At 49.3% G+C, this 19,373-nt stretch carries 18 protein-coding genes; 6 read left to right on the top strand and 12 right to left on the bottom strand.

Annotated features, from left to right (window positions below; genetic code table 11):
* Nucleotides 1–49: 49 nt before the first annotated feature.
* A complete protein-coding gene (locus AAA857_RS07680) occupies nucleotides 50–364 on the bottom strand; it encodes a 4Fe-4S binding protein (RefSeq protein WP_338174368.1) in 315 nt (104 codons plus the stop codon).
* Between the two features lie 116 nt (nucleotides 365–480).
* Here AAA857_RS07680 and glyS point away from each other — a divergent pair, with 116 nt between their 5' ends.
* Together glyS and AAA857_RS07690 are read left to right on the top strand one after the other, a co-directional pair.
* Entirely contained in the window at nucleotides 481–2,157 is a 1,677-nt protein-coding gene (glyS, locus tag AAA857_RS07685) for a glycine--tRNA ligase (RefSeq protein ID WP_338174369.1), read from the top strand.
* A gap of 81 nt (nucleotides 2,158–2,238) precedes the next feature.
* The gene (locus tag AAA857_RS07690) at nucleotides 2,239–3,795 is read left to right on the top strand and encodes an AAA family ATPase (protein WP_338174370.1); all 1,557 of its coding nucleotides are present in this window, start codon (nucleotides 2,239–2,241) and stop codon (nucleotides 3,793–3,795) included.
* Here AAA857_RS07690 and AAA857_RS07695 read toward each other — a convergent pair.
* The 4 genes from AAA857_RS07695 to AAA857_RS07710 form a co-directional block, all read right to left on the bottom strand.
* The gene (locus tag AAA857_RS07695; RefSeq protein ID WP_338174371.1) at nucleotides 3,787–5,421 is read right to left on the bottom strand and encodes a TrkH family potassium uptake protein; all 1,635 of its coding nucleotides are present in this window, start codon (nucleotides 5,419–5,421) and stop codon (nucleotides 3,787–3,789) included. The two genes, AAA857_RS07690 and AAA857_RS07695, sit on opposite strands and share 9 nt — an antisense overlap.
* 2 nt (nucleotides 5,422–5,423) lie before the next feature.
* Nucleotides 5,424–6,836: an NAD-binding protein gene (locus AAA857_RS07700; protein ID WP_338174372.1), complete on the bottom strand. Its 1,413-nt coding sequence runs from the start codon at nucleotides 6,834–6,836 to the stop codon at nucleotides 5,424–5,426.
* Between the two features lie 12 nt (nucleotides 6,837–6,848).
* Nucleotides 6,849–8,429 carry a transglutaminase-like domain-containing protein gene (locus AAA857_RS07705; protein WP_338174373.1) on the bottom strand — a complete coding sequence of 527 codons (1,581 nt, stop codon included), beginning with the start codon at nucleotides 8,427–8,429 and terminating at the stop codon, nucleotides 6,849–6,851.
* Nucleotides 8,430–8,551: 122 nt separating this feature from the next.
* Nucleotides 8,552–9,349 (bottom strand): hypothetical protein, encoded by a 798-nt coding sequence (locus tag AAA857_RS07710; RefSeq protein WP_338174374.1) that lies wholly within the window; start codon nucleotides 9,347–9,349, stop codon nucleotides 8,552–8,554.
* An 89-nt stretch (nucleotides 9,350–9,438) separates the two neighbouring features.
* Here AAA857_RS07710 and AAA857_RS07715 point away from each other — a divergent pair, with 89 nt between their 5' ends.
* Nucleotides 9,439–10,692, top strand: coding sequence for an ArsA family ATPase (locus AAA857_RS07715; RefSeq protein ID WP_338174375.1), 1,254 nt, complete (start codon nucleotides 9,439–9,441; stop codon nucleotides 10,690–10,692).
* A 38-nt stretch (nucleotides 10,693–10,730) separates the two neighbouring features.
* The gene (locus AAA857_RS07720; RefSeq protein ID WP_338174376.1) at nucleotides 10,731–12,101 is read left to right on the top strand and encodes a signal recognition particle receptor subunit alpha; all 1,371 of its coding nucleotides are present in this window, start codon (nucleotides 10,731–10,733) and stop codon (nucleotides 12,099–12,101) included.
* Between the two features lie 29 nt (nucleotides 12,102–12,130).
* On the opposite strand, the gene AAA857_RS07725 is transcribed toward AAA857_RS07720, so the two are convergent.
* The 6 genes from AAA857_RS07725 to AAA857_RS07750 form a co-directional block, all read right to left on the bottom strand.
* The gene (locus AAA857_RS07725) at nucleotides 12,131–13,006 is read right to left on the bottom strand and encodes a DUF805 domain-containing protein (RefSeq protein ID WP_338174377.1); all 876 of its coding nucleotides are present in this window, start codon (nucleotides 13,004–13,006) and stop codon (nucleotides 12,131–12,133) included.
* Between the two features lie 61 nt (nucleotides 13,007–13,067).
* Nucleotides 13,068–13,322 (bottom strand): transporter suffix domain-containing protein, encoded by a 255-nt coding sequence (locus AAA857_RS07730; protein ID WP_338174378.1) that lies wholly within the window; start codon nucleotides 13,320–13,322, stop codon nucleotides 13,068–13,070.
* 51 nt (nucleotides 13,323–13,373) lie between these two features.
* The gene (locus tag AAA857_RS07735; RefSeq protein WP_338174379.1) at nucleotides 13,374–14,897 is read right to left on the bottom strand and encodes an aminoacyl--tRNA ligase-related protein; all 1,524 of its coding nucleotides are present in this window, start codon (nucleotides 14,895–14,897) and stop codon (nucleotides 13,374–13,376) included.
* 25 nt (nucleotides 14,898–14,922) lie between these two features.
* Nucleotides 14,923–15,195: a hypothetical protein gene (locus AAA857_RS07740; RefSeq protein ID WP_338174380.1), complete on the bottom strand. Its 273-nt coding sequence runs from the start codon at nucleotides 15,193–15,195 to the stop codon at nucleotides 14,923–14,925.
* A gap of 4 nt (nucleotides 15,196–15,199) precedes the next feature.
* The gene (locus AAA857_RS07745) at nucleotides 15,200–15,757 is read right to left on the bottom strand and encodes a hypothetical protein (RefSeq protein WP_338174381.1); all 558 of its coding nucleotides are present in this window, start codon (nucleotides 15,755–15,757) and stop codon (nucleotides 15,200–15,202) included.
* An 83-nt stretch (nucleotides 15,758–15,840) separates the two neighbouring features.
* Nucleotides 15,841–16,479 carry a hypothetical protein gene (locus tag AAA857_RS07750; protein ID WP_338174382.1) on the bottom strand — a complete coding sequence of 213 codons (639 nt, stop codon included), beginning with the start codon at nucleotides 16,477–16,479 and terminating at the stop codon, nucleotides 15,841–15,843.
* 97 nt (nucleotides 16,480–16,576) lie between these two features.
* On the opposite strand from AAA857_RS07750, the gene coaBC reads away from it, so the two are divergent.
* On the top strand, nucleotides 16,577–17,779 hold the full coding sequence (gene coaBC, locus AAA857_RS07755; protein ID WP_338174383.1) for a bifunctional phosphopantothenoylcysteine decarboxylase/phosphopantothenate--cysteine ligase CoaBC: 1,203 nt from the start codon (nucleotides 16,577–16,579) through the stop codon (nucleotides 17,777–17,779).
* A 2-nt stretch (nucleotides 17,780–17,781) separates the two neighbouring features.
* Nucleotides 17,782–18,399 carry a hypothetical protein gene (locus AAA857_RS07760; RefSeq protein WP_338174384.1) on the top strand — a complete coding sequence of 206 codons (618 nt, stop codon included), beginning with the start codon at nucleotides 17,782–17,784 and terminating at the stop codon, nucleotides 18,397–18,399.
* Here the strand turns inward: AAA857_RS07760 and AAA857_RS07765 are convergent.
* Nucleotides 18,386–19,372: a 5'/3'-nucleotidase SurE gene (locus tag AAA857_RS07765; RefSeq protein ID WP_338174385.1), complete on the bottom strand. Its 987-nt coding sequence runs from the start codon at nucleotides 19,370–19,372 to the stop codon at nucleotides 18,386–18,388. The genes AAA857_RS07760 and AAA857_RS07765 overlap by 14 nt on opposite strands.
* Between the last annotated feature and the right edge of the window lies 1 nt (nucleotide 19,373).

A 19,373-nucleotide genomic window follows, 5' to 3' on the forward strand; every position in this document is an offset into this window, starting at 1 on the left:
GCGAAGCGTGTGCAAGGTTGTTAAAGAACTATCGCATTATTCCCTAAACTTAGGCCCAGCGAGTCTCCCGTTTCTTCCAACGGTTGAACGGTTCAGTTTCTGGTCGTTGAGCGGGGTCCAAAAGAGGAGACTCAAGGGAAATTGGAGGCAATGAGATTTCATGGAGCGCATCCGTTGGGCATGAACCGATGCAAGAAAGGCAACCTACACAATTCTGTTCAATGACTACAACGGGACGCTTTGGACGCTTACGCCCTTCTGGATTGACCTTGAGGGGCAATAACGCTTCAAACGGGCAATGAGTAATGCACAGGTCACAACCTGTGCAGTCGTCTTGTACAATGGCGACCATTGCCTGTCCCATACTTGAGGGAGTGGACCGCCCGATTTAACGATGTGTATCTTTGAATCATTTTGGATGACCCGATTAATTCGGTGAAGTTCATAGGCAGTCCACCTTAGCATGCAACAGGTGAACTCGTGACCGAAGAAGGCGACGGCCGTTTAGAACGCTTGAACGAGATGCTCAAGCGAAGAGGGTTCCTTCTGCCTGCATTTGGAATCTATGGTGGTGCAAAAGGGCTCTACGACTTTGGACCTGTTGGAGGACGCCTTCGTTCTCGTGTGAATCAGGCCTGGTTGGAGCATTGGTTGCAACTCGGTAACATCGTTGAGTTATCCTGCCCGACGGTCACACCCTACGAGGTATTGGAAGCAAGCGGCCATGTAGGTGAATTTTCAGATTTCATGACATCGTGCAAGGCTTGCGATGAAGCAAGCCGTGCAGATACGCTTCTTGAGCCTCATCATCCAAATCCAGATGCGCTCAAGCGAGATGAGTTGCAGAATCTACTGAACTCAATCAACCCCGCGTGTCCAGCCTGTAACGCAAGCGATTGGAACGATGTTATCGCTCAGAACTTGATGTTCAACACTACGATTGGTTCAGGCGCATCGGGCCGTGCCGGCTTCATTCGTCCGGAAACAGCACAAGGTATGTTCACCTCGTTCCCTTCGATTTACCGACACTTCAGAGAACGACTCCCCTTCGGGGCAGTCCAAGTTGGTAAGGGCTACAGAAATGAAATCGCTCCACGCCAAGGTATGATTCGATTAAGAGAATTCAACATGGCGGAATTGGAATATTTCATTGACCCAGAAGCACCTGTTCATGTGGATTTGTCAGCATGGCAGGACCAAATCATCACCTTCATTTCCCAAGACACCCCTGAATTTACTTCAACGCTGGCCAAAGCCCATGAAGATGGGGTCATTCATCATCCAACCGTTGCCCAATTCCTCGGAATGACCTATGATTTCTTGGTCAACATGGGGATCAATCCCTCCAAGATACGATTCAGGCAGCATGAGAAAGATGAAATGGCTCACTATGCAAAAGATTGTTGGGATATTGAAATCCATGGTTCGTATGGCTGGATTGAATGCGTTGGTGTTGCTCACCGAGGATGTTACGATCTCGAATCCCATCACAAAGCAACAGGCAAATCATTGCATGCACGCCGTGAATTTGAAGAACCAAAAACAACAACGATCGATGCATGGACCATCAACGGAGCAACCGTTGGCCCGACGTTCAAAGCTCTTGCTGGAGCGGTCAAAGTTGCGGTAGAGGAGCTCCCTAAAGCGACTGATTTCCCGATACAAGTCACGCTACCGACCGGGGACATTGTGACGGTTGAGGCACAACATGTCAAACCAAATCAATTGACCATCAAGGAGACTGGAGAGTGGTATATTCCTCATGTCATTGAACCAGCCTTCGGAATTGACCGAATCATCTGGCATATGATCGACCATGCGTATCATGAAAGCGACAAAGACGGTGACGTGTACACCACAATGAAGCTGAAACACACCATTGTGCCGGTTGATTATGCGGTATTTCCGTTGTTCGAAAAGGATGGGATGGATGACTTAGCCATGGACCTTCACCGAGCATTTTGCACCAGAACAGGAATCGTATCCATGTACGATGGAAGCGGTTCTATAGGGAGAAGATATGCTCGTGCCGATGAAATCGGGGTACCCAAATGCATCACCATTGACCACCAGTCACTCGAGGACCGAACCGTCACCGTACGGAACAGAGACAACGGAGAGCAAATTCGGGTCAGCATCGAAAGTCTAACTCGATGATGGTTGACTCGGCCTTCAGTTGCGGAACACGAATGCTTCCACGTGTGAAGATTGATGAACCCTCGCCACCTTGTTCCAATCATGGGTGGCGCAAGCGATTGGACCGAGCGCTACCGACCCAAAAGTGAACAACACTTGGAAGGAAATGAAGTTCAACGAAGAAAAATCCGAACTTGGCTTGACGATTGGAAAGCGGGTACGCCCAAGAAGAAAGCCTTGCTACTCGTCGGGCCACCTGGAGTTGGAAAAACAACTGTAGCGAGAGCCATCGCCGAAGATATGGGATGGAACGTTATTGAACTCAATGCGAGTGATGCACGAAATGCTGCAGCAATACGCAAGGCTGCGACCAACGGTGCAACTCACCGTTCTTTGTTTCATGACCCAACAGCCCCACCATCAAGGACCCTCATCCTCCTCGATGAAGTTGACCATCTTTCTGGGGGGCTTCGGGAAGTCAGCCAAGAGCGAATTGCAAAGGCTATGGAATCAAACGAAACCAATGAACAACGGGTCACTCTTTCGGGTGATTCCGGGGGTAAAGCAGAATTGCTCAATCTGCTCTCACAAACCAAGCAACCCGTCATACTTGCTTGTAATGAGGAAATGGGTCTTTGGGGTAAAAATTCCTCCTGGCGCTCTACTCGGGACCGATTTGGAAAGCATCTCCAAAAAATTATTTTTGACCGAGCCAATAATGAGGCACTTCGAAGGATTGCACGCCGTGTTTTACGAGAGGAAAATATACCGTTTGATGATGCTGCGATCACCGCCTTGGTTGAATCCAACCATGGAGATTTACGTGCCTTAGTACGCGACCTACAGGTGATGGCTAGTGGCCTCAAAGGACCCTTGACCTCAGAGATTGTGACCTCGCACGCAGAAGCAAGCCAGCGAGATGTGTCGGTTGAAATATTTCCCGGCCTTGACTCGCTTTATCGGGCGAGAACTGCAATTGATGCGTTGACGGTTACACGGACCATCGACAAAGACCCGAGTGAACTTCTCAATTGGGTTCATTGGAACAATGCTTCACTCTTTGGAAACAACGGTGGGATTCAACGAGGTTCATCGAGTTTAAAGCAGGCAGATAAGATGCTTATGGGCAGGTATCTCAACACAGCCCACCGCTCAACCTATTGGACACAGCACTTGTCTTCATTAGCAGCCTCTGTTGCAAATCCGACCACTATCCAAGGGAGAATATTTCCATCTTACCCCAATTTTTTACGCCGGGGAGGGCAAGTCAATCGGCCGAGCATCATTGAAAAACTGAGCTCGTTGAGCGGTACAAGTAAAGCAACGACTCGGGAAGAGTTTTTACCGGCATTAATGCTTTTAGGACGAGAAGATTCTCCTCTTGGAAATCCAAACGATTTCGACATCTCCTTCCAAATAGGACTCTCGGCTGAGGAACACACATCGTTGTGTGGACTTGCTGCATCACGGCGGTCAACAAAAGAGTTGGTAAAAACCTACAAAGAAGCCTCCGAAGAATATACGGCTAAAATTAAAGAAGTCCTACCCCCGATACCACTGGCTCAAGAACCCCCTCTTGAACAAAAAACGACTTCACCCAAGCCGCAAAAAGATGACGATGACGCTTCAGATGCACCCGGTCAGATGAAGTTATTTTGATTTCGGTTCATTCTTTTCTTGAAGCATACGCTTGAGAAGCGCCATGCCTTGAGTCTCTCCATCTGATTTATCTTCTCTACGCCAGGTGTGCGGGTGCAATAGAATCACAGCGGTCAGCAATTCAAGTCGGCCAAACCACATCAGGATCGAAGTGATGATAAGTGCGCCTGAGTTCATGCTTTCCCACGTTTGGGTCGGGCCGAAATCTCCCAAGGTCGGACCAGTATTTCCAAGTGAAGAGGCTACAACCATGGTGACGCTCTCAAAACTATCTTCCGGCATAAAAATTGACAGAACCAAACTTGATATGAAAAACAGACCAACCCAAATGAATAACATTCCAATAATCAATCCAATTTGCTTTTCTGCAACAACTTCCCCATTCATTCGAATATGCTGTATTTTACGAGGCTGGGCGATTCTTACGAGTTCCCTTGCGGCAACCTTGAACGCCAATGTAACCCGCAATATCTTCAACCCACCACTGGTAGAACCGGCACTTGCACCGATAACCATGAGGATAAACAGAACCAAATGACCGAACAATGGCCATGATTCATCCATGTAATCCGTAGAAGTATAACCGGTAGATGTAGCAAATGAAACAACTTGGAAGAGCCCTTCACGAATCGAGTCAGTCGCAGAAGAACCGGAAACTCGTAGGGCGATGAAAATCGCTACAAAAGCCACGAAAACATACATGGCATAATTGCGAAATTCTTCATCCCCAAATGCTTTCTTAACATCACCATCTCGAATAAACCAGAGGAGCGTGAAATTGACGCCAGCAAGGAACATGAAGACGATAATGATCGATTCAACGAGAACTGAATCATAATAGCCGATACTGGCATCATGTGTTGAAAAACCCCCCGAAGGCATGGTCGTTAGCGAATGATTAACCGCATCAAAGAGGTTCATTGCTCCTGTAAAGTACAGAAGTAAAAACTCAATGAAGGTAAGGAAAAGATACAGACCCCATAATGCGAAAGCTGTTTGCTTCAATTTTGGACGAAGTCTGGAAAGAGACGGTCCAGTAAGTTCGGCACGTGCAAGAGCCATTCCGCCCCCGATGACCCGCGATAAAATCATCATACCAAGCATAATGATTCCCATTCCTCCAAACCATTGCGTCAACGACCTCCATATGAGCAAACCTTTGGGCTGAGCATTGATGCAATCGGGGGTCACACCTGGTATGCAATTTGGACTCATGTTGTGGGAAATGACGGTGGCCCCTGTTGTGGTAAAACCTGACATTGATTCAAACCATGAATTAACAGCCCCACGGAGGATATCGATCAATTCTGCACCGTCCGTAAATGGTCCAACAAACATTCCACCCAGCCAAAATGGAAGTGCACCAATGAACACCGCGATGGGCCATACAAGGGCCACTGCAGCGAATGCTTCACGGTCTCGCAATCGTTCAGAGGTATCGGTCCTGGTACCAAAAGTGAGCATAAGGGTGCCTAAAAATGCCGACAGCACAGCAGGTATTGCAAACGAATAAAGGGCCATCTGCCAGTCATCGAGGAATATCGTGAGGACCCCGCAAAGCGCCAACGGAACGGTCAACGCAATGAGCGTCCATCCTAGGATAAGGAACAACACGTCACGTCGCATGATTACACCCTAAACCGCTTTTCTGCATCAGGAATCTTGTCTTGGTGGCAGAAAAGTATGACAAGGTCATTCTCTAGGAGGATATGGTCATCGGTTGGTTTCGTTGTTTCCCATTCACCTGCAAGATTTAATCGCTTGATGAAGGCCAGTTTCATAGAGTCTGGAAATTGTGCTTCAGCAACGGTTTTCCCAGCGAATTTTGCTTTTTCAGTCACCTCAAATGTCAGCCCAACAACGTTTGGAACTTCTGAAAGCAGTGCAAACCGGCCTGACAACTTTTCATGAATATGGGTTAACATGTTGTCCACCGCAACCCTGCGTCGATCAACTGCAAAGGAGATTCCCATTCTCTGAGTCACTTTGACTAGATCTGCATCATACAGCATGAGTCCCGTTCGATCAACACCCATGTCACTGGCTAGAAGAACGGCTGCAATATTTTCATGGTCGTTATCGAGGGCACTTACTGCAACATCGTGGGTGTCAATTCCAACCTCGGTCAAAATCGTTCGGTCCAAATGGTCACCATGGATAATTTCGAGATGAGGATTGGCCCCGATTTGAGAGCCTGCGAGTTGATTCGCACGATGCAAGTCTCGTTCCACTACCGTCACCCATGCGCCATGATTGAGCCACTCGGCAGCCATTTTAGTTCCAATGGCGGTTGCTCCAATGACCGCGACCTTAGGTACATCGGGAAAATAGGTGAGTTCATGGCCAAACATGATGAGGGCTGGATTGAAACTGTCCAGTCCGATTGTAGCGACTGCAACACGATCTCCCTTTTGCAACTGCGTATCTGCAGTGGGGATGATGCTTCGTTGATTTTTTCGTTTGAGGCCCACGACCGACGGTATTCCGTGAACCATGTCTTCAGCCAACTCACCGAGGGTTCGATTGGTCACCGTATGTGCCGATTCTCCAACTTCCATCTCGATAACGTACGCATCGTTCTCAAAAGGTATCACCTCTTCAATGTCAGTTGAACGCAAACCGGCGTTGAGACGCTGAATCGCACCCGCGAGGGGATTAACGACGTAATCCACCTTTGCCCAATTTTTTAGGTTACCAGTTTTGTACTCCGCGATGTAATCTTGATTTTGAAGTCGACAAATGCTTGTGATGGAGTGCTTTGCTTCTCCTGATGAATGTGCATGGGCTGCGAGGGAACAGGCGATGAGGTTATGTTCATCCGAAGGGGTTGCAGCAACGAAAACTGAAGCCTCTACAATACCTGCTTCGATAAGTTTTTCTCGAGATGTCATATCACCGTGTATGACAAGACAGTCAAGACCTTGGGCATTTGAGACAGCACGAGAATCCTGGTCCATGATGACGACGTCATATTCCTCATCCCTTAGAGCCCGAGCGAGTTCAATACCAACCCGGCCTGCTCCACCAATGATAATTCGCATAGTATTAACACCTCAACTGAAGGATTCAGCGTATTTCTTAACTTGATAAGAACCACCAGCAATGTCCACGTCTCCGGTTGTGAGGAAATTACGTGTTCGGTCAATCTTTCCTCCAAGGCCCGTGTGTTCGGTTTTTACTTGATGGTAATAATCGTAAACAAGTTGCCCTGATGGGTCTGCGGTTTCGATCCAATCAATGTATGCAGTCGGGGTTGTGATGAGCCATTTGTTGTTCACTACATCGACCGGAGCTTCTACGAAGCACGTCTCTAGGGTGACTGAATGGTCTTCACACCAACTTTCTGAGAGAGGCAATTGTATGTATCCCCATGCGTGGGCTTCCCAGCCATCATCGGTGAAGTGCGGGTTACCTAGAATTCCAAAAGTGTACCACCCCGGTACGCCCTTAGTCCTTAGAATGCTGAAGTAGGCATTGGTCTGTTCATCGCAATCACCCAAATTCCCTGCTAGGCATGCTGGCCCACTTCGAGCGGTAACTGGGGCCTCCTTATCGTACTCAACGAATGCATGAAGATAATCAAAAGATGCTCTTGAGAAGGCATAGGCATTGTCCGATTTGCCCTCCGGGAGGGAGGATGAGATTTGGTCAGCTGCACTTTTCACGATGGCATCTTGCCCGTTGATAGCATAACTTGCAGAGCCGCCACGGTCATACCAAAGTTTGGTTCCAAACTCAGATGCTTTCTGACTGTTACGCAATTGGTAATCATCAAAAGTTCCAGAATTATCAACATTGATCCCCATGGATTTACCAGGTACTATTGATTTGACTCGAGCGTCGTTCCACCAAGTGTAGGAATATGAGGTCACTTGAACGTTAAATGCATAGGAAGTTGCCTCGTTTGGTCCAAGGTTCATCTTGACCTTGACACACTTGGCAACCGAGCACTCATTGTCGTCTTGGCCAACGCTTGGCCACCATATTTCGTGGCCTTCAGACGTTGTAATCCGATTGGAATGTTCCTTAGACGGCATTCCATCAATAGGGACGTTAACGGATTGTGAACCGACGACCATTGTAATCAATTCAGTTTTTTGAATGGTCGTAGGCTCCAAGGAAGGATCGCCGTTAGAATAGTCAAATTGACTCGCCAGACCCATGGCAGAAGTTACAAGGGGAGGGATCAGAATGGACTCAACAATGTGGCCTTCAACCGCATTGTTTTGCACATCAGCCACCTTAGAAAGGGTGTATGATGCCTCAACGGGGTAGATGTGGTAGGGAGCCATCGCCGCCTGAAGGTACTCATCGATTCCACCGAATTCACCCAAAACATGTTCCCTTGCCTGTGGTGAAAGCATGACAAAAGCAACCAAAAAGAGCATGACAACGCTTCTGAATCGGTTCTTGCGGCGCTTCATGATGTTCCGTTTCCGCCCGGAATGAGTTTGAACCAAACCACGCTTAGAGGGTTTCTTAGCCATCTTGTAGGTCGTGTCTTTCGAACCATGGGAAAATTGCTGCTCAAGACGGTAAGATGAACGGCCACCTTTCGGCAGGACTCTTCCACACGAATAGCAAATCGTGTCGCTAGGCAGCGTAGTGCTGCGGCAATAAGGGCAACTACCCATGTTGTTTTGGCTTCGCTGACGCCGTATAACAATTCCTCCTAAGGGCCCAAACTCATGTTTCGATGAAAAATGAAGGCTCACAGGGCCCTAATTGTCACCATGCACCCTTAGTGAGCACTTTGTTACTCTTCACTGGTTGCGATGGAATCATCAGATTTCTGTGGGGCGCCCGTCCGCATAGAAGCGGAGGTCTTTTCACGCGCTTGGTCTGCCCAAATCCTTCTCAAACGACGCCGTCCCTCCCTCGGTACAGATTCCCAAATCCATGTTTCCGAAGCTGGTGTCACAAGAAGAATGAACGGGAGAATAAACACCCAAACCAGAGGTATGAATACAGCAGAATACACGGCTACAAGCAGTGCTGAGCGCCAGAAAGTAGACCTTAGGATAGCACCCCATCGCTTATCCTGAAGCATCATGTGTCCGTGCTTAGCAGTGATCAGTGCTTCTGCCCGTGGGGTGAAAACAGAAATTAAGGCAATATTGAGAAGACCAACCGGCGAAAAAATGTCTTCAAACTCAAACATTCGATACATGAGGACCATGCCGACCATCCCACCCACGGCGAGGCCTAGAGCCCAACCGCTCGTTGGCTGTGACCCACCCTTTCGTACCCGTTTCCTCCTCAACAAAAAGTGAGTCCCAATGGAAGCCAATAGAGTGACAAGGAGCAGCGATATTATGTTGAGTCCCGTATAGGCATTGTCATCCATTGCTTGATTGTAATACGGAATAAACAGGGCCCCGTCTGCTGCAACAGCGTAAAGTCCTCCAAGTACAATGCCCCAAAATACTTGGCTCCAAGCGGTTGGAAGGTCGTAAAAACCAGAATAGCGAGTCATGACACCCCTCCACCCCAGGGTCATGCCCATGAGAGCACAAAAACTGGACAACTGAAACAAGACGAGTTCAGAAACCATGCCCAGCGGTTTACCTCCCCCTTCATCAAAGCGTTGTTCCTTAACGAGCGAGGCGAGGCATTCAAACACCCCGAGCGTCTCAGCGGATTATGGCCAGACTTCTTTTGTTCGGAGGAAAGGGTGGAGTTGGAAAAACAACCACTTCCGCAGCTACAGCAATATGGCTGGCAGATGCTGGTTTGCGAGTCCTTCTCGTATCAAGTGACCCCGCTCACTCTACATCGGATTCCCTCGGTGTACCGCTCGGACCTGTCCCTACCGAGGTTGAAGGAGTCCCCCGGCTCTTCGGCCTGGAAATGGACCCTGAAGCCAAATTATCAACGCTCTTGCCTAAATTTGGTGAAGCCATGAACAACATGGGTGGCTCTGGACTTGGTGGAATGAGCATGATGTTTGACACCGGTGCAAAGGATGAATTTGACGAAATCAAATCTGACGTGAAGACGTCCGACATGATCCTCCCTGGACTGGATGAGGCACTTGCCTTTGATGAATTATTGAAACATATGGAGAATCCAACTTGGGATGTCGTGGTTTTTGATACCGCACCAACCGGCCATACGCTTCGCTTCTTGTCCCTACCTGAATTGATTGAATCATGGTCGGGCCGCCTTCTTCGCCTCATGCGAGTATCCGGAGGCATACGCTCAATGCTCTTTGGCCGAAAAGAAAGCGAATCAATGAAAGAGGAATTGGAACGGTTCCGACGTCGAGTGCTCCATGTTCGGAGGGTTATGAGCGACCCTGCGACAACGGCATTTACGCTTGTTACTATCCCTGAACGCATGGGTGTTAATGAGACGGTCCGGGCTTACGACTCATTGGTTGAATTCAATTTGCCGATTGGCGGATGCCTTGTGAACAGAGTAACTCCAGAATTTGACCATCCCTTCTTGGCCAAACGAAGGACCCAAGAACTTGAGCGAATCGAAGAACTCAAATCCACCCTGAAAGATGTCAATATTGGATCGATTGAACTCGCCGACCAAGAAGTGGTCGGGATTGAAGCGCTTCGTTCAATTGGAACCTTACTGTACGGAGCGACCCATTCACTTCCAGAAACCATCGGTCCGCATCAAATAGGTTCGGTCCTCAAACATGAGGTTCACCGAGGAATGATCTCAGAACTGCAAGAAGACCTTGAGAAAGTTCACCTGCACTTCCCGGGACTGAATCGCGAAGAGATGAGTTTACGAAGCGAACAAGGAATACTGTTCGTTGGACTCAACGGCAGGGAACAAGAAATCCCAACACACAGTTATGTCAAGTCGAGCCAAGTTAAGGCGTCCCTCAACGATGATGTACTGTCTCTCGACATTCCTCGTTCCGATTCACCTGCTTGAAGCAGTGGGTTCAAAGGGGGAAACCTCAACGCCTAATCATGGCTCTTGAAGGCTTATCCCGAGGCATCTTCCGTTCCTTGGGCTTCCTCAAGAACAAAAGGAAACTTGACGAGGAAGAATTGCGAGAAATGACCCGCAGTTTGCGAAGGGCTCTGCAAGAAGCAGATTTTAACATTCGTCAGACAAAGGAGATTGTAGACAGGCTTGAATCACGACTCCGAGAAGAAGAACCGCGTGTTGGATTGACCATGCAGACCCACGCCATGAACATCCTCTACACGGAACTCGTACGAATCCTGGGCCCCGCTCCTGAATTCCAACCAAGAGGAGCCACCCTTCTGTTGGTTGGGCTCTACGGGCAAGGAAAAACCACAACCACTGCAAAACTTGCTGAATGGTACCGAAAGAAACACGGCCTGCGAGTGGCTGTCATCGAAGCCGACGTACACCGACCAGGAGCATACGCTCAACTGTCCCAACTTCTAGAGGACTCAACGGTTCAAGTGTACGGCGAACCCGACACCAAGGACGCCGTCACCATTGTCAGAAATGGATTGAAGGAGTGTGCTGCTGCTGATCTCGTCATCGTCGATACCGCTGGACGTCACCAACTCGATGATGAATTGGTTGTTGAATTGGAAAACATCGCCTCACTCACCAGGGCCACCGACCGCTGGTTGGTCATTGATGCCCAAGTTGGTCAAGCAGCAGGACCTGTTGCTGCTTCGTTTCACAATCTCGCTGGAGTCACCGGTATTGTCATTACCAAGCTTGACGGTACCGCTCGTGGCGGTGGCGCACTCTCTGCAGTTGCAGCAACCGGTGCACCCATTGTCCACATTGGTGTTGGTGAACGGATTCAAGATTTGGAGAAATTCGAATCGGATCGTTTCATCTCAAGACTGCTCGGTATGGGCGACATTCAGGGACTGATTGACCTTGCCCCAGAAGACATGGACCAAGAGGAAGCCATGCGGCTTACTCAACGCTTGATGAGCGGACGATTTACGCTTAACGACATGTACAAGCAGATGGAAATGATGTCGAAAGTTGGAACCATTGACAAGTTAATGTCGTTCCTACCCGGGAGCATGCTTGGGGGAATGGGGGCTATGTCAAAAGGACAAAAAGAAGCCATGCAAGGGAACCTTGACCGCTATAGAACCATCATGGACTCGATGACGGCTTGGGAAAAGAACGAACCAGCAAAGATCAAATCAGACCGCATTCGACGAATAGCGCGAGGCTCTGGAGTTCGAGAAAAAGATGTCAGAGAATTAATCGGTCAGTGGAACCGTTCCCGAAAGATGATGAAGGGGATGGGGGGCAATCGCAAACTCAACAAGCAAATGCGCAAGATGATGAAGGATGGCGAAATGGACATGGACCCGTCTTCATTCGGCATGTGACGGCCAATAACAATTGAGGACCGGCTCAATTATCGACGGTCGTATTTATTCGGCTGAGGTTCTGAAGGCAAGACTGCGAATATAAACATTGCAAAAGACCCAACATATGGAATCACCATAAGAAGGATCCACCAGCCTGAATTTCCCGTGTCTTGAATTCGACGAATCATGAGGCTCAACAGGGGTATCAAAAAAACCATCGCTCCACAGAAGAGACCAAAGAGTAGATCCTCATCAAAACCATCGCCCCATAACACAACGGTGAACCCCAATACCATGGAAAACCCAACGATATAGAAAAGATAGCCAAACCAAAACTCACTTCGTTGTGCCCTTCCATTCCCTGACCAATTCGAGAGCGTATTGATCACAGCCTGGGCCGGGTTAACCATCTTCTGATGAACATAAGGATTGTAATATTGGCCACCCTGCATCTGCATGCCTACCATCGGATTTTGTGGATCGACAAAAACTTGAGCACCTGTGTGCATGGGGGCTTGTTGGTTGACCGTTCCCATGATCTGTGCTTGAGGAGGTTGTGTGGGCGGTGCGGATGGCTTCGTATCGCGAAGAACAGCGCCAACGATAGCACTTACTGAAGGAGGAGGAGGAATGTTTTCTGCCGTGGCCTCACCAATGTGTTCTGCGCAGTAGGGTTTTTCCCCGGGTTTACGAGATTCGCGGAAAAACGATTCACAATTGTTACAAAAAAATGTTTCGCAGCCTTCCTTGAAACAGAACAAACCCGGATTGTTCACTGCATCAATGGGAGTTTTACACATGCTGCATATTTCGTTGCTAGCAGCGGAATTGATGATGATGTCGCCCGTTGTTGGACCAATGGCGTTGTGACCGACCTGTACGGAATCCGTGAGATTCACCCCTGGCCCGTCGCTCGGTGTCATATTTATCCCAATGCGACGTTCTTTATCAAACTCTCACCGTTCACCGCTTCTGCAATACCCTTTACTCTTCAGAATTCGTTGGTCCTTCTCTCCGTTGAAATCGTTGAGGAATGATCTTTCGGCGCAACCGTTCCATCAGGCTCCTGCCGGCCAGCAATCCGCCGATAGCAAACAGTGATTCGCCAGTCACGATCAACACTGTCGCCGCAACAGCGCTTTCAGAGCCATTCAGTGAAGTAAACGGTATCGCAAAAAGGGCAGCATAAGGTGCACACGATAGAATCATGAAAAGAAAACCCAACTGTTTGCGTTCCATATCCAAGCACCGCTGTTCAACCAACTGAGGTCCAGAACCAAACGACTGTATTCAGTACGTCTTTGCAAGAAGTACGCGACGAACGGTTGGTTCGCCAGTCATGTGACACGGCCGAGGTTCTTCGTAAGGTTCCGTTGCATCGCCAAGGAAGGCAAATCCAGTGGTTCTTTCAATAGCTTCAGCATGGGCATCGGTTCCATCAAAAGCCAATTCGTAGATGTGGCCGTCCTTGACCTCACCGTTCATGACCCATTCCCCGTCATGGTGCTCAAATTCAGGCAATGGTTGAACAACATCGCCCATATGTTGAGAGGCTCGTGAACGAAGTTCATCACTGATTTCACCAAGAACTCGATAACATTCATCGACGATCGCATCCATTGCAAGTGGTTCCTTACCTCCGGTCCTGCGAGCCGCAAATGCCGTTCCTTGAGCAATGTCTCTTGGCCCAATATCAAGACGCAAAGGCACTCCTTTGATTTCCCAATCGTAGTACTTCTGTCCGGGATGAATATCCCTGTCATCAACCTTGACTCGCAAACCACGAGAACGAAGGGTTCCTGCAAGTTCGTGGGCGACTGCTACCGTATCGACTTCTGCATTTTTGCGGATCATTGGGCAGATAACAACCTGGAACGGAGCCACTGCAGGCGGCATAATGAGGCCATTTTCGTCACCGTGCATTCCGACCACCGCACCGAGCAATCGCTCGGACATACCGTACGTGGTTTGGTGACAGTAGGATTGTTTGGCTTCCTTATTTTCGTATTTCAGGTCAAAGGCCTTGGCCCATTGGTCCTGATAATGGTGGCATGAGGCTACTTGTAAGGTTCGACCGTTGGGCATAACGGCGTCAATTCCAATGGTATACCAAGCACCAGGGAAGGTATCCCAAAGTGGGCGCTTCGCTTTGATGATCGGGAGGCAGAGGTCATGCATGATCTTGTCAACAATTTCCAAATCTTGCTTGATTTGATTGGATGCATCTTCCTCATCAGCATGCGCTGTGTGTGCCTCGAAAAAGTGAATTTCGCGCACACGAATGAAGGACCGAGTTTGTTTTGTTTCGTATCTGAACGTGTTGACCATTTGATAGACCTTGAGTGGTAGGTCTTTGTGAGACCGAATCCATAGGGGGAACATGGTGTACATGGCAGTTTCAGAGGTAGGACGCAAAAACATTGGAATATCCAATTCGTTATCACCCGCATGCTTTACCCAGTAGACTTCTTTTTTGAACCCACCCTCTTCGTCTTCATCGCGCAGGTCATCGGGGTCAACGCCTTCTTCACGGGCCCGCTTAAGCCGAGCCACCAATGCATTCTCTTTTTCAAGAAGGACTTCTGGAATCAACAACGGGAAATTGACCTCTTCGTGTCCCGTGCGTTCCATCTCTGTATGCGTCAAGGAATCAATGAGTTTCATGGTTTTCCAGCCATAAGGTCTCCAAACGTCCATTCCTTTGATTGGATATCGTTTATCGACCAGTTCCGCTGCTTCAACAATGAACGGATACCATTCATTGAAATTTTCGCTTTTCGAAGGAATACCTCGCTTCGCTTTACCGTGGCCCATGGTTTGTGGGCTGGCTTAACTCACATCAAGATGACGGCTCAATAGGGTTCTGAGGTGATGACTTTCCGCCAGCAACGAGGACCGCAAGAGCGGCTCCACACCATACGATTTCAAGAACCAAAAACGCCCATTCACTGATAAGAAATGCCCGAACTGCAAGAAGACCTGAACCAAATGCCATCAGCCACAGATATACCGGTTCTTTGCTGTGGAGTACATCTCGCGTCTCCAAAAGAAAGGCAAGCAGAATACTGGCCATACCAACGTATGCGATGGCTTCACTCAACAGCGTAAACAAACGGTCACTTCCGGCCGCTAAAATACACAACGAGAATTACTGAAGCGATGATGGCGACCATATCCGGTATTCCAAAACTACCGTCAAGAACGGTGAGGCTCCATGCGTTTCCGTTCGTGATCTCATGAACTGAGGCCCAATTAAGACGATTGTATCCCTCACTGGGGCAGAGGTCGTTCGGGTCGCACAAGCTACCAAAAAGGTAGCCAAATACGCCAAAAAGATTCAGAATGCTCACTCCCAAGAGCGTGAGGGAGAGCCAAGGGCGACGGGTTCGGGCAGGTTCAGAAAGAGGAGGCATATCAAGAACCGGCAATGGGGCTTGAATTGCAGGAACTTCAGATTCGATGACTTCGATCAGCATATCTGTTGGCGGAGCAACCTCGGTAACGCTAGGACTGGATGACGGGTTAATATCCCGTGCCTTAACGGGCTGGACTGGTGCGATTTTGATACCGTAAATACGGTCTGCAAGACTGACAAGAGTCGGATCATCAGCGATATCAGCGGGGTCAAGTTCTCCATCAAGGAGTTGTTGAAGCCGTTCACTCGTCGTTGCCATTCTGCCGCCTCCGTTGTATCTGCGTGAACGCTTCCCTTCAAGAAGCCTCCTTAGAAGAAATTCAGCTCTTTCAAGATGAAACTTCATTCTTGTTCATCGTGATATTTACCGTACAATCGCTCATTAACAAGCAAACTTGAACAGTGGGGGCATCGGTCGTTGTTTCCAAGCATCAGCGGGCGAATCGCCAACACAGCAAGGCATGAGGGGCATGCTGCAAGCATTTCCCCCTCCTCAAGGTCAGCCAGTGGATTGAACGAATCGCTACTGTAACCCGAACGGTATACAGGATGCCAGTGAAACAATGCTCTTCGACCGGAACCAAAGGCAGCCCAACCCATGAGGAAAACAAACAAAAGTCCGCTTAAATCTTCACCAAAGAGAACGGCAATGAGGTTGAGGAATGCTAAGAATCCAAACATCAAACTTGCCGTCATCAAGAGACCAACGGCTGGCCAATACGCCCATTGACGTCGTTGACGGTAACTGGTGTAGACGCTTAGGGCGACGAAGGCCAATGCAATGATGATGGTTGTTGATGTGGATGGCGACATAAAGCCCGTTGCAAGCAGTAATGTTGCGAGCAAATAAACCACAATTCCAGCATCGACCAATACGATGAACGAAGTGCCTCGGTGAACATGAGCGATGGGGTCACGAGCCGTTGATGCTGATGGCGCGGAACCCGCCAAAACGAAATCATCCGCTCTGGTGTTGCTCATGTCTTCCCCTGCGGTGGGACCTTCTTGAAACATGTGGCCGCTGCGGAAGATACCCAAGAAGCGAAGAAGTCATGATAGACCGCTCTGTGGGATGGCTATGGCCACCCGTGATACCGATGTCATTGCGTCGGGAAATTCGCTTCGTGGTTTACGTATTGTTCTGGGCGTCACCGGTGGAATAGCAGCGGTGGAAACGGTCAAGGTCGCTAGAGAATTAAGGCGACACGGCGCAGAACTTATCGTCATCATGACACCTTCGGCTCAGCGAATTATTACTCCACTTGCTGTTCGTTGGGCCTCACAAGCTGATGTCATCACCGACTGGGATGGCGACCTATCCGCCTTAGATGAAGTCGATGCAGTATTGGTAGCGCCTGCCACCCGAGACGTGATGGCGAGCCACCTTCATGGATTGCAGCACGGCCCGTTGATGATGGCCCTCTCCGTTGCAAGAAGCAGAGGAACGCCCATCATGATGGTTCCAAGCATGCACGAAGACCTTGCTAAAGACCCGGTCACGGAAGACATCGTCATTGAACTGCGCAACAAAGGAATTTCAGTGGAATGGGGTCCGAATGAAGAAGGGAAACAAAAAACGCCAACTCCGAATACAATTTGTGCAAAGTTGGGCCATCTCATCAACCAAAAGAAGGCCAAGCGACGTTCGATTGTGATCACACTCGGCGCCACTTCATCTCCGATTGATGATATTCGTCACGTGCAAAACATGAGTTCGGGTGCAACGGGCTGGGCTCTTGCAGACCATCTCTATCGACACGGTCACGATGTCACTTGTGTTGCAGGATTGACAACATCTCCATCACCAGATTGGCTTCCGCTCATCATCCGTACGCCAACCCCTGGTGAAATGCTCAAGGAATGCAAAGCGCTCTCTAACGATGGAATCGATGCCTGGATTCATGCAGCTGCCGTATTGGATTACGTCGTCGATTCACCGGCAGAAGGTAAAATTGCAAGCCAGCAAGGAAGCCTATCTCTTGACCTTGTTGAAAGTCCAAAACACATTCAGGAACTCAAAGACGATTGCGACGGCAGTGTACGCATTGGATTCAAACTTGAATCCGGAATTAAACAAAAAGATTTGATCTACCGAGCCATTGCTCAGATTGAATCTTCAGGAATGACTGCAGTTATCGCAAATCGGCTGGAGGACTTGGACGATGCAACCAAGCCCAGGGGATACCTCGTCGATTCACTTGGCGCCCATTTTGTATTGCAGAACTCAGCGGACCTCCATGATGCCATCATCACGCTTGTTGAACGTGGCTCGGAGGCATAAGCATGCGTAGGTTCGCCATCGTCGGCCATCGTGCAATGTCCAAAGGCAAACTGCCCCTCAATGATTTAGCAGGAGGCGCCGGTAGAATGGACGTCCTCGTACGAGCGATGATGGCGGCTTTATTGACCAGTCATGGCTTGAGAAAGGATACCGAAATTATCCTTCATCTGGGTGGCGGCCCTGGACCTCCAAGAAGGATACGTTTTGATGGAAGTGAACTGGTAGGCGTCCACGCTGAAGAGCGTTCTATAGCGGGGCAAATCGGTAAAGTCATCGCAACCCCCCTCCCGCCCATTGGACACTGGCAACCCATCACAAGGGGCATCGAACACAGTGGTGGAAACCTGCAAACGACCCTAAGCCAATGGGGTGAACTCCCAGTAGTTGCCCTTGATGCTAACGCCCCACGTCTATGGAACCCTGATGCGCACTTACCGGAACAAAGCAACCAACATGATGTTGACATTGGTTTTGTCCTCAGTGATGACCAACCCCTCGAGGAAGAGGGCCTCAATGGAGTGATGAAACGTTCCTTGGGCGAACAATGGCTTCAGGGGCACATGGCCATTGGCGTCGTTCATTTCCTTCTTGATGAAGGCGTAGCGCTTAATTTGGATTGAGCCAATGGGGCCATCCGTCCGCTGAGTTCATCAATACACTGGCAAGCAGATCTTCATCCATGGCGAATGGATGACTCTGAGGCCAAACAGCAAGACATGAAAGACTGGCTTTATCTTCTTCCACAGCATCACAATCACCGTACAAAACTTCACTGTGATCAACGGAAGATGCACCGATGGTGAACGTCGCCACTTCATCGTCTCCTGCGCCTTCAAAGCGTACAGCATTTCGGTACCAGCGAACACCCAATCGAGTGCAAGCCCACGTGCCATCCCATGTTGGTGGAACGTTCAAATTGAGCATGAGGTCACCGTTTCTAAAGGCAGTGAGTAGAGCTTTGTTTGGGTCTTGAACCCACTTTTCATCGTTACCAGCGGTGGGCCACGACGTGAAGTAATTGGTGTCCATTGCATCGTGGGGGCGGCCTGCATTGGCGGCTACTTTGGGGAGGACGTCCATTGCTCGTCCGACCAGAATGACGGTCGCTTCGATTGAACGAGCCATCCCTTCAGGGTCAAACGATGTGAATGAAGAAGCGATTGCAGGCATTCCGTAAAGGCCTGCTTCTCGAGCAGCGCCCATCGTTCCACTGTGGTACGAGTCCTGCGATAAGTTCGGGCCGAGGTTGACTCCAGAAACGACAAGTTGCGGTTTGACCGAGGGTACCAAATGTTCCAATCCGCCGTCCATAGCAACTATGACGGTATCGCAAGGTGTTCCATCCAGTTCAAACAAATGGACAGGCGCATGTTCTGGATTGAGACTCCACGCATCAACAAGGTCTGGGCGTTCCCGTAGACCCATGGGTTTCATGAGATTGATGCGCATGCCTGCTGCTGAATGGTTCTCGCTAGGAGCGAGAACCACGATGTTATGCCCTTCACGATGCAGCGCTTGTACCAAAAGGCGGAAGCCCTCAGCCTCAATACCGTCATCATTGGTAAGCAACAACCATCCTCTGTTCTCAGACATT

Source organism: Candidatus Poseidonia alphae (assembly GCF_943787815.1).
Lineage (GTDB): Archaea > Thermoplasmatota > Poseidoniia > Poseidoniales > Poseidoniaceae > Poseidonia > Poseidonia alphae.